Origin of the sequence: Streptomyces kebangsaanensis (genome assembly GCF_001906585.1) — a bacterium.
In the GTDB taxonomy this organism is placed as follows: Bacteria; Actinomycetota; Actinomycetes; order Streptomycetales; family Streptomycetaceae; genus Streptomyces; species Streptomyces kebangsaanensis.
In genome coordinates this window covers 58,503-69,007 of the sequence record NZ_JUJA01000163.1, presented here as the reverse complement: position 1 = coordinate 69,007, position 10,505 = coordinate 58,503, and the positions used below count along the sequence as shown (strand labels likewise).

General features: G+C 72.2%; 8 protein-coding genes and 1 pseudogene. 5 read left to right on the top strand and 4 right to left on the bottom strand.

Annotated elements, in window-relative coordinates; translation table 11 throughout:
* Positions 1–1,154: pseudogene (locus RH94_RS45125) on the top strand (AfsR family transcriptional regulator); the annotation flags it as partial.
* 23 nt (positions 1,155–1,177) lie between these two features.
* Here RH94_RS45125 and RH94_RS31980 read toward each other — a convergent pair.
* The 3 genes from RH94_RS31980 to panB all read right to left on the bottom strand — a co-directional run bounded on the left by RH94_RS31980 (position 1,178) and on the right by panB (position 4,148).
* Entirely contained in the window at positions 1,178–2,053 is an 876-nt protein-coding gene (locus RH94_RS31980) for an ABC transporter permease (RefSeq protein WP_079189269.1), read from the bottom strand.
* On the bottom strand, positions 2,050–3,063 hold the full coding sequence (locus RH94_RS31975) for an ATP-binding cassette domain-containing protein (protein WP_073951836.1): 1,014 nt from the start codon (positions 3,061–3,063) through the stop codon (positions 2,050–2,052). The genes RH94_RS31980 and RH94_RS31975 overlap by 4 nt, the downstream gene beginning before the upstream one ends.
* A gap of 218 nt (positions 3,064–3,281) precedes the next feature.
* A complete protein-coding gene (gene panB, locus RH94_RS31970) occupies positions 3,282–4,148 on the bottom strand; it encodes a 3-methyl-2-oxobutanoate hydroxymethyltransferase (RefSeq protein WP_073951835.1) in 867 nt (288 codons plus the stop codon).
* 187 nt (positions 4,149–4,335) lie between these two features.
* On the opposite strand from panB, the gene RH94_RS31965 reads away from it, so the two are divergent.
* The 3 genes from RH94_RS31965 (at position 4,336) to RH94_RS31955 (ending at position 7,899) form a co-directional block, all read left to right on the top strand.
* Positions 4,336–5,934, top strand: coding sequence for an MFS transporter (locus RH94_RS31965; protein ID WP_073951834.1), 1,599 nt, complete (start codon positions 4,336–4,338; stop codon positions 5,932–5,934).
* 107 nt (positions 5,935–6,041) lie between these two features.
* Entirely contained in the window at positions 6,042–6,668 is a 627-nt protein-coding gene (locus RH94_RS31960; RefSeq protein WP_073951833.1) for a TetR/AcrR family transcriptional regulator, read from the top strand.
* Positions 6,669–6,846: 178 nt separating this feature from the next.
* Positions 6,847–7,899, top strand: a complete 1,053-nt coding sequence (locus tag RH94_RS31955; RefSeq protein WP_079189268.1) for an endonuclease/exonuclease/phosphatase family protein — start codon at positions 6,847–6,849, stop codon at positions 7,897–7,899.
* Between the two features lie 31 nt (positions 7,900–7,930).
* Here the strand turns inward: RH94_RS31955 and RH94_RS31950 are convergent, their stop codons facing one another.
* A complete protein-coding gene (locus tag RH94_RS31950; protein WP_073951832.1) occupies positions 7,931–9,685 on the bottom strand; it encodes an NAD+ synthase in 1,755 nt (584 codons plus the stop codon).
* A gap of 125 nt (positions 9,686–9,810) precedes the next feature.
* On the opposite strand from RH94_RS31950, the gene RH94_RS31945 reads away from it, so the two are divergent.
* On the top strand, positions 9,811–10,505 hold a 695-nt coding region (locus RH94_RS31945), incomplete at its 3' end, for an alpha/beta fold hydrolase (protein WP_234426173.1).

The following is a 10,505-nucleotide window of genomic DNA, read 5'->3' as shown; positions in this document are numbered from 1 at the left end:
CCCCGCCGCCGATGACCGGCGAGATCCTCGCGGAGGCCCGCCGCGGCCTGCACCTCGCCCATATGGCCTGTATGGACACCGAGTTGGACGCCTGGGATTCTCCGGAGGCGCAACGCAAGCTGCGCGTCGTCACCGAGGTCTACGAGCCGGGCATGCCGCAGGTCTGCCGCAGCCCCGGCACGCTCTGGATGTTCGCGGTGATGCTGACCGGTGACGTGGAGCGCCTGCGCGAGGTCAGCGATGCCGCCGTACGCACCTGCCGCAGCGATCCGGGATTCGAGTGGGAGCTCGCCCACGCCCTCCAGTGGCGTGCCAACCTGCTGGCCAACCGCACCGACTCGGCCGGGGACGCGGGCCGGGACGCCGACGAGGCGCTGGAGATCTTCCGGCGCCTCGGGGACGCCTGGGGCATCGCCGAGGCGCTCTCCGCGCGCGCGGAGGCCCACGAGCGCACCGGCGCCTATCAGGCGGCCGCCGCCGACTACCGCGCGGCCGTCGAGCACGCCGAACGCCTCGGTGCCCACGCCCAGATCGCCGTCCTCAACGTCCGCCTCGGCGGCGTCCTGCTGGAGACGGGCGAGGCCGAACAGGGCGAGCGGATGCTGCGCGAGGTCATCGAGCAGAGCGACGGCGGCCACAACGAGGCCATGCCGGCCGCCCGGATCTTCCTCGCCGGCCGGCTCGGCATGACCGGTCGCATTCCCGAGGCGCGCGAGCACCTGCGGCTTCTGCGGGAGGAGTTCGCCATCTCGCACTTCGTCGTCTTCGACGCCTTCATCCTCGGAGCGGAGGCCTGGCTGGACGCGGCCGACGGCCGCTACGAGGACGCCCTGGACAAGTGCCGCCGGGCACTGGAGCATGCCCGGAACCCGCTGTCCCAGGCCATCGCGCCCCATATGCGCTCGACGTACCTGACCATCGGCGCCGCGGCCGTCGCCGGCGCGGACGGCGGACGCCGCGCCCGGGACGCCGCCCGCTGCCTCGGCGCCGCCGACGCCCTGCTGCCGCCCCGGCACGTGCCCTCGTCCCTGGAACGCCACGTCCACGGCCAGGCGGTCGCCCGCATCCGGGCCGTGCTCGGCGAGGAGGCGTACGGGGTCGCGTACGCGGAGGGCGGCGGCCTCACCCCGCAGGAGGCCGCCGCCCTGCTCTGACGCGCCCGGCCGGGGCCGTACGGTCAGGTCTTGGTGCGGAACTTGTGGATGGCGACCGGCGCCATCACCGCGGTGATCCCCGCCGACCAGGCCAGCGTCAGCCACAGACCGTGCGCGACCGGGCCGTGGGTCATCAGCCCGCGGGCGGCGTCCGCGAGGGCGGACAGCGGGTTGTACTCGGTGAACGTCCGCAGCCAGCCCGGCATCGTCCCGGGCGGCGCGAAGATGGACGAGCCGAACTGCAGCGGCATCAGCACCAGGAAGCCCATCGCCTGCACGGACTGCGCGTTCTTCATCACCACGCCGAGCGTGAGGAACACCCACATCAGCGCCGAGCCGAACACCGCGGACAGCCCCACGGCGGCGAACAGGCCGGGCCAGTTCTCGATCTCGAAGCCGACGAGGACGCCGACGACCATGAGGATCGTCGTCGCGATGAGCATCCGCACCAGCTCGACGGAGATCTTGGCGAACAGCACCGAGCCGCGCCCGATCGGCAGGGACCGGAAGCGGTCCATCACACCGGAGTTGAAGTCCTGGTTGAAGCCGGTGCCCACGCTCTGGGCCAGGTTCATCCCCATCATGGCCATCAGGCCGGGCACGATGTACTGCACGTACTGCTGCTGCCCGCCGCCCAGGGACTGCCCGATCGAGCCGCCGAAGACGTACACGAACAGCAGCGTGAAGATCACCGGGAACAGGATCGCGTCGAACATCGACTCGGGGTCCTGGCGGATCCACAGCAGATTGCGGCGGACCAGCGCGCCAGTGTGCCGCACATGGGCGCGCAGCGGGATCCGGGCGTCGGCCTTCGAAGTGGCAACGGTGGCGGTGACATCGGAGGGGGCGGCGCGAAGCGCCTCGTTCAGGGTGGTGGTGGGCGACGGGTGGGCGCTCATACGGCGACCTCCTCGCGGGAGTCGGCGGGCCGGGCGTCCTGCGGGGCACTGGCGCGGTGGCCGGTGAGGGACAGGAACACCTCGTCCAGGCTGGGCAGTTCGGTGGTGATGGAGGAGATCGTGATGCCGCGCGCGGTGACCGCGCCGACCGCGGCGGTCAGCTGCTCGTCACTGAGGACCGGCACCAGCAGCGAGCCGGCCTTGGTGTCCACGGTCGTCGCGGCCAGCCCGGTGATGCCCAGCTCGTCGAGCATCCCGGCCAGCGGACGCAGCTGAAGGGGGTCGGCCGGCCGCACGCGCAGGGTGCGCCCGCCGACCTTCGCCTTGAGTTCCTCGACGGCCCCGTTCGCGATGACCTTGCCGCGGTCGACGACGGTCAGCTCGGAGGCCAGCTGCTCGGCCTCCTCCATGTACTGGGTGGTCAGCAGGACGGTGACCCCGTCCCCGACCATCGCCTTGACCTCGTCCCACACCTCGTTGCGGGTGCGGGGGTCGAGCCCCGTGGTCGGCTCGTCCAGGTAGAGGACGGCGGGACGCCCGATCATCGAGGCGGCCAGGTCCAGCCGCCGCCGCATACCGCCGGAGTACGTACGGGCCGGCCGCCGCGCGGCCTCGGTGAGCGAGAACCGCTCCAGCAGCTCGTCGGCGCGGGCGCGGGCCTCCTTGCGGGGCAGGTCCAGCAGCCGGCCGATCAGGTACAGGTTCTCCCAGCCGGGCAGCTTCTCGTCGACGGAGGCGTACTGCCCGGTCAGCCCGATCACCCGGCGCAGCTGCCGGGGCTGCCGTACGACGTCGTAGCCGGCGACGGTGGCGTGGCCGGCGTCCGGGGTCAGCAGGGTGGACAGGATGCGCACGAGCGTGGTCTTGCCGGCCCCGTTCGGCCCGAGCACCCCCATCACGGTGCCCTCGCGCACCTCCAGATCCACACCGTCCAGCGCCCTGGTCTCGCCGTAGTGCTTGACCAGCCCCCGCACGGTCACGGCACTGGGTTTCGTGTCGTTTGGTGTCATGACGGAAACGATGTCAGCCACCACTGACAAACCACCGACAGGCGGCCGACAGCACCGACACATCCCCGACGAGCACCGCAACCGTCAATGGAGAAACCACGACGGCGGGCGACCACCTCCGCGAGAGCGGCGCCGGCTCAGGCGCAAAGGCGGCAGCCCCGCCGACGGGGGAAGATCGGCGGGGCTGCCCCTTGGTGCCGCGATGGCTCAACCGGAGGTCAGTGCACCGAGTGCTCCTCCAGCGGGAACGTCCCGCCCACCACGTCCTCCGCGAACGACTTGGCCGCGTCGCCCATGACCGCCCGCAGATCCGCGTACTTCTTGACGAACTTCGGCACGCGCCCGCCCGTCAGCCCGAGCATGTCGGTCCACACCAGCACCTGCGCGTCCGTCTCGGGTCCCGCCCCGATGCCGACGGTCGGGATGTGCAGCACCCGCGTCACCTCGGCCGCCAGCTCCGCCGGCACCAGCTCCAGCACGACCGCGAACGCCCCCGCGTCCTGCACGGCCTTCGCGTCCCGCAGCAGCTGCGCCGCCGCCTCCTCGCCGCGTCCCTGGACGCGGTAGCCCATGGCGTTGACGGACTGCGGGGTCAGGCCGATGTGGGCCATGACCGGGATGCCGGACTCCACCAGGAGCCGGATCTGCTCGTGCGACCGCTCGCCGCCCTCCAGCTTCACGGCGCCGACGCCCGCCTCCTTGACCAGCCGGGTCGCCGAGCGCAGCGCCTGCACCGGGCCCTCCTGGTAGGAGCCGAAGGGGAGGTCGCCGACGATCAGGGCGCGGCGCGTGCCCCGGACGACCGCGGCGGACAGCATGGTCATCTCGTCGAGGGTGACGGGCACGGTCGTGTCGTACCCGAGGTGGCAGTTGCCCGCGGAGTCGCCCACCAGCATCACCGGGATGCCGGCCTCGTCGAAGACGGAGGCGGTCATGGCGTCGTAGGCGGTGAGCATGGGCCACTTCTCGCCGCGTTCCTTGGCGAGGGCGATGTCGCGGACGGTGATGCGGCGGGTGCCCTTGCCTCCGTACAGCGCTTTGCTGCTGTCGGAGGACTTCGTCTGGGCAGCCGAAAGCTGCGTCATGGCAACGGCTCCTTCGTCATCTCGAGGCGCCCTGACGGCGTCCCCGGACCCCTCCCATGGTGGCACCTCGTGCCAGTTCGAGCCAGAGGACGCCCGTGTGCGCAACGTCTCGGTAAGGGACGTAAGATCTGGGTAAAAGATTTCGATACGAGACGGTCTCGTATCGGAAGCGTCCTAGGCTCGAACCATGACTACTCCTGCCGACAACGCCGGCCGCGGCTCCCGGATTCCGGAAGCGGTGCACCGCCGCCGCTGGGCGATCCTCGGCGTGCTGATGCTGAGCCTGCTGATCGTGGTGCTCGACAACTCGATCCTGAACGTCGCCATCAAGACGATCTCCACCCCGGCCCCGACCGGACTGGGTGCCACGCAGAGCGAGTTGGAGTGGGCGATCAACGCCTACACCCTCGTCTTCGCGGGCCTGCTGTTCACCGCCGGACTCGTCGGCGACCGCATCGGCCGCAAGAAGGTCCTGCTCGGCGGCCTCGTCGTGTTCGGGATCGGGTCCGCGCTGGCCGCCGAGTCCGGCTCGCCGGGCGAACTCATCGCCTACCGCGCCCTGATGGCCCTCGGTGCCGCCTTCGTCATGCCGGCCACCCTCGCCGTCCTCATGAACGTCTTCGAGCGCGAGGAGCAGCCCAAGGCCATCGGCATCTGGGCCGGCGGCGTGGGCCTGGCCATCGCCATCGGCCCGATCACCGGCGGTCTGCTGCTCGACCACTTCTGGTGGGGCTCGGTGTTCTTCGTCAACGTGCCCATCGTGATCGCCGCGGTGGCGCTGATGGTGTGGCTGGTGCCCGACTCCCGCGACCCGCGGCCCGGCCGCGTCGACCCGGTCGGCGTCGTGCTGTCCGTGGTCGGCCTGGTCCTGCTCGTCTACGGCATCATCAAGGGCGGCGAGCTCGCCGACTTCACCGACCCCACCGCGCTGTCGGCGATCGTGGCGGGCCTGGCCGTCCTCGCGGCCTTCGTGTGGTTCGAGAAGCGCAGCGACCACCCGTCCCTGGACGTCACCTACTTCAGGAACAAGGTCTTCTCGGCCGCCATGGCGGCCATCGCGCTGGTGTTCTTCGCGCTGATGGGCGTGACGTTCTTCTCGGTGTTCTACATGCAGAGCGTGCGCGGCTACACGCCGCTCCAGTCAGGTCTGCTGATGCTGCCGCTGGCCGCCGCGCAGATGATCTTCGCGCCGCGGGCCCGGCTGGTCGTCGACCGCTTCGGCAACAAGGCCACCACCACGGCCGGTCTGCTCCTGCTCGCCGCCATGCTGGCCGCCTTCGCCGGCTTCGACGCCGACACGCCGATCTGGGTGCTGGAGGTCGTCTTCTTCCTCATGGGCACCGGCATGGCGCACATCATGACGCCGACCAGCGTCGTCATCATGCAGGCCCTGCCCCGCGAGAAGGCCGGCTCGGCCTCCGCGCTGAGCAACACCTTCCGCCAGGTCGGCGGCGCGCTCGGCATCGCCGTGCTCGGCTCTGTGCTCTCGGCGGCGTACCGCAGCCGCATCGAGGACGAGCTCGGCATGCTCCCGGCCGCGGTGCGCGACAAGGCCGGCGAGTCCATCGAGGCCACCCTCGGCGTCGCCGCCAGGCTCGGCCCGCGCGGCGACGCCCTGGTGAGCCCGGCCAACGACGCCTTCCTGCACGCGATGCACGTCACCGCGCTGTGCGGCACCGTGGTCGCGGTCGTCGGCGCGGTCGTGGTGGCCGTGTTCCTGCCGGGCAGGGCGTCCACGCCCCGGAAGGGCGAGGAGGAGCAGGAACTGGTGGCGGCGGTGGAGTAGGCCGGGGGAGCGACCGGAGCGGGGGAGCGACCGGGATGGCCGGGGGGCAGCCGGGGGGCAGCCGGGGGAATAGGAGAATCTTCCGGTACGACGAAAGGACGGCCCACGTGAGCCTTGCCGACCGCCACGCCGCTCCCGGCGCCCCCGTGCGGGGCCGTCCCCGGAGCGAGGCGCTGGAACGCGCCATCGTCGAGGGCGTGATGAAGCTCCTGGAGGACGGGGTGCCGCTCGCCGAACTCTCCGTGGAGCGCATCGCCCGCACCGCGGGCGTCGGCAAGGCCACCATCTACCGCCGCTGGAGCGGCAAGGAGGAGCTGTTCGTCGACGTCGTACGCGCCGCCGAGCCTCCCGACCCGGAACTGCCCGGGACCTCCGTGCGCGACGACCTCGTGGCCATCTGCGAACAGCTGCGCAGACGCGGACTGGTCAGCCGCTCCTCCGCCATCCTGCACAACGTCTACGCCCAGATGAAGAGCAGCCCGAGGATCTGGTCCGCCTACCAGGCGACCGTCATCGAGCCGCGGCGCAGGCTCCAGGCCGAGGTCCTGCGCCGCGGGCAGCTCAACGGGGAGCTGCGCGAGGACATCGACGTCGACGTGCTCGGCGACATCATCGTCGGACCCATGCTGGTGCGCGCCGTGATGCGCCCCGACACCGAGCTGCCCGAGGGACTGTCGGAGCAGATCGTGGACGCGGTGCTGGACGGGCTACGGCCCGTCAGTTCCCCGTCCTAATGTGCGCGTTTCGTCACAGACCCGCCCCTCGGGAAGCGTCCCAGGAACTCCGCCCGCCGACTCGTTCGTCCTCGTGCCAGTACGGCCGTCCAGGGACGGCAGGAACGACGCCGATCATCCCCTAGGGTCGTAGGACACGGGGGCGAACGGTGTGCACGGCAGGCAGCGAGGCGACGGTATGGCGCAACAGGCGTACGTGACGGAAACGGTGGACGGCGGCTCGGGGAACGAGCACCGGGGAGACCGGCTCCGGCGCGCGACGCACCGCTTCCTGGACGGCTGGCGCGGCGACCCGCGGATCTGGCGCCGGGGCGTCCTCCTCGCCGCGCTCGCGGTCGTCCTGGCCCTGGTGATGGCGCTGCACGCGCACATCCCCAACCGGATCGGGAACCTCGGCAGCCTCACCGAGACCTTTCTGCCCTGGGCGGGCCTGCTCGTCCCGGTGCTGCTGGTCCTCGCCCTGGTGCGCAGGTCGGCGACCGCGCTGATCGCGGTGCTGCTGCCCGCCGCCGTCTGGCTGAACCTGTTCGGCGGGCTGCTCACCGACAAGGCCGGCACCGGCGGCGACCTGACGGTCGCCACGCACAACGTCAACGCCGACAACCCCGACCCGTCCGGCACCGCCCGGGAGGTGGCCGCCGCCGGCGCCGACGTGCTCGCCCTGGAGGAGCTGAAGGCGTCCGCGGTCCCGGTCTACGAGCAGGCGCTCGCCCCGACGTACAAGTACCACTCGGTGGAGGGCACCGTCGGGCTGTGGAGCAAGTACCCGATCAGCCGGGTGCGGGCCGTCGACATCAAGCTCGGCTGGACGCGCGCCCTGCGCGCCACGGTGACCACCCCCGAGGGGCCCGTGGCGGTGTACGTCGCCCACATGCCGTCGGTGCGGGTGAAGATGCACGCCGGCTTCACCGCCCAGCAGCGCGACCAGAGCGCGGACGCGCTGGGCGAGGCGATCGCCGGCGAGCGGCTGTCCCGGGTGGTCCTGCTCGGCGACCTCAACGGCACGATGAACGACCGCTCGCTCAACGCCGTCACCTCCCAGATGCGTTCCACGCAGGGCGCGGTGGGCAACGGGTTCGGGTTCAGCTGGCCGGCGTCGTTCCCGATGGCCCGCATCGACCAGATCATGGTCAGGGGAGTGGAGCCGGTGAGCTCCTGGACGCTGCCGCGCACGGCCAGCGACCACCTGCCCGTGGCCGCGCGCGTGAAGCTGCCCGCCGACGACTCCTAGGAGCCCGTCCGGTCTCCCGGGGCCTGTCCGCTCAGGCGGTCTCCTGCCAGCCGTTGGTGATCGGCAGCCTGCGGTCCTTGCCGAAGCCCTTCGCCGAGATCTTGGTGCCCGGCGGGTACTGGCTGCGCTTGTACTCGGCCCGGTCGACCATCCGCAGCGTCCGGGTGACCAGCTCCCGGTCGTAGCCGGCCGCGACGATCACGTCCGCGCCCTTGTCCCGGTCGACGTAGAGCTCCAGGATCGCGTCCAGCACCGGGTAGTCCGGCAGGGAGTCGGTGTCGACCTGGCCGGGGCGCAGCTCCGCGCTCGGCGGCTTGGAGATGGAGTTCTCCGGGATCGGCGGGGTCTCGCCCCGCTCGGCGGCGGCCCGGTTGCGCCACCTCGCCAGCCGGAAGACCGACGTCTTGTACACGTCCTTGATCGGGCCGTACGCGCCCACCGAGTCGCCGTACAGCGTCGAGTAGCCCACCGCCAGCTCCGACTTGTTGCCGGGCGCCAGCACGATGTGGCCCTCCTGGTTGGAGACCGCCATCAGCAGCGTGCCGCGCAGCCGGGACTGCAGGTTCTCCTCCGCGAGGCCGGTCAGGCCGAGGGAGCCCATGTACGCGTCGAACATCGGCGCGATCGAGACGGTGCGGAAGTTCAGGCCGGTGCGCCGGGCCAGCTCGGCCGCGTCGTCCTTGGAGTGCTCCGAGGAGTACTTGGACGGCATGGAGATGCCGTACACGTTCTCCGCGCCCACCGCGTCGCAGGCGATCGCCGCGACGAGCGCGGAGTCGATGCCGCCGGACAGCCCGATCAGGACCGACCGGAAGCCGTTCTTGCGCACGTACGCGCGCAGGCCCGTGACCAGCGCCGCGTAGACCTCCTCGTCGTCTTCCAGGCGCTCGGCGCACTCGGCGGCCGGCTCGGGCTCGTAGGCCGGCACCGGCTCCTCGGACAGCACCACGCGTTCGATGCGCAGCCCGTCGTCCACCACGCCGGTGGGCGCGTCCACCGAGGCGGACGGCAGCTCCAGGTCCAGCACCATCAGGTGCTCCGCGAACTGCGGCGCCCGCGCGACCACCTCGCCGTCCGGGGCGACCACGATCGAGTCGCCGTCGAAGACCAGCTCGTCCTGCCCGCCGGTCATGGCGAGGTAGGCGAGGGTGCAGCCGGCCTCCTGGGCCCGCTTGCGGACCAGCTCCAGGCGGGTGTCGTCCTTCAGCCGCTCGTACGGCGAGGCGTTGACGGAGACCAGCAGCCCGGCGCCCGCGCTGCGCGCGGCCGGCACCCGGCCGCCGTCCTGCCACAGGTCCTCGCAGATGGCGAGCGCGACGTCGACGCCGCGCACCCGCAGCACCGGCATGGTGTCGCCGGGCACGAAGTAGCGGTACTCGTCGAAGACGCCGTAGTTCGGCAGGTGGTGCTTGGCGAAGGTCAGCACCACCTCGCCGCGGTGCAGCACCGCCGCCGCGTTCTGCGGGGCGCCGGCCGGCATGCCGTACTTCGGCTGGGCGGTCTCACAGCGGTCGAGGTAGCCGACGAGCACCGGCAGCTCCCCGAGGCCCTCCTCGGCGAGCCGGGCGGCCAGGGCGCGCAGCGCGGCGCGGGACGCCTCCACGAAGGACGACCTGAGGGCCAGGTCCTCCACGGGGTACCCGGTCAGCGCCATCTCCGGGAACACCACGAGATGCGCTCCCCGCTCGGCGGAGTCCCGGGCCCCGCGGACGATCGTGTCGGCGTTCCGGGCGAGGTCGCCGACGCGCGAGTCGGTCTGGTTCAGGGCGAGACGTAGTTGAGGCACGCGCCCAGTGTAATCGTCAGAGCGACACGATGGGGGTGGGGCGGGGCGGGCGTGCGGGCCGCCGCACGCCCGCGCCGGCGCACCCGGGCGGGCATGATGCCCTTACGGAAGCAGGGGAGGCGGCCATGACCTTCGTCGGGATCGGCGGTGTCGTCCACCACGCCGTCGTCGACGGCAGCGGACCGCTCTGCGTCCTCAGCCCCGGGCTCGGGATGTGCTGGTTCGACTGGGACCCCGTCGTCGCTCTGCTCTCCCCGCACCGCACCGTCGTCCGTTTCGACCGCCCCGGACTCGGCCTCAGCGGGTACACGCGCGCGTGGCCGACGCTCGCCGGGGAGGCGCGGCGCATCGCGGCCGTTCTGGACGTGCTCGGCCTCGGCGGGCCCGCCACGGTGGTGGGACACTCGCTCGCCGGGTTCCACGCGGAGGCCTTCGCCCGGCTGTTCCCCGCGCGGGCGGCCGGGCTCGTGCTCGTCGACTCCAGCGTCGAGGAGGACCCCCGCCCCCGCAGGGCGCGCGCGGTACGCGACGCCGCCACGCGCGCGTGCGCCACGCTGGCGAGCGCGGCCGGACTGCCGCGGGTGGCGGGGCCCTCGCTGCGCCGGGCGGCGGTCCGGGAGGGCCGGGTCGACGGCGGGGAACCGGCGTCGTACGACCTGGTCCGGCGCGCGTACTCCACCAGCCGCTGGCTGCGCGCGGCCCTCGCCGAGAACGCCACCTACGCCGACCAGGCCCTCACCCTCGCGACCCTGCGCCGGTCACGGCCGCTGCCGCCCGGCCTGCCCGTCACCGTGCTCGCCGCGGATGACCCCCGCCGGTC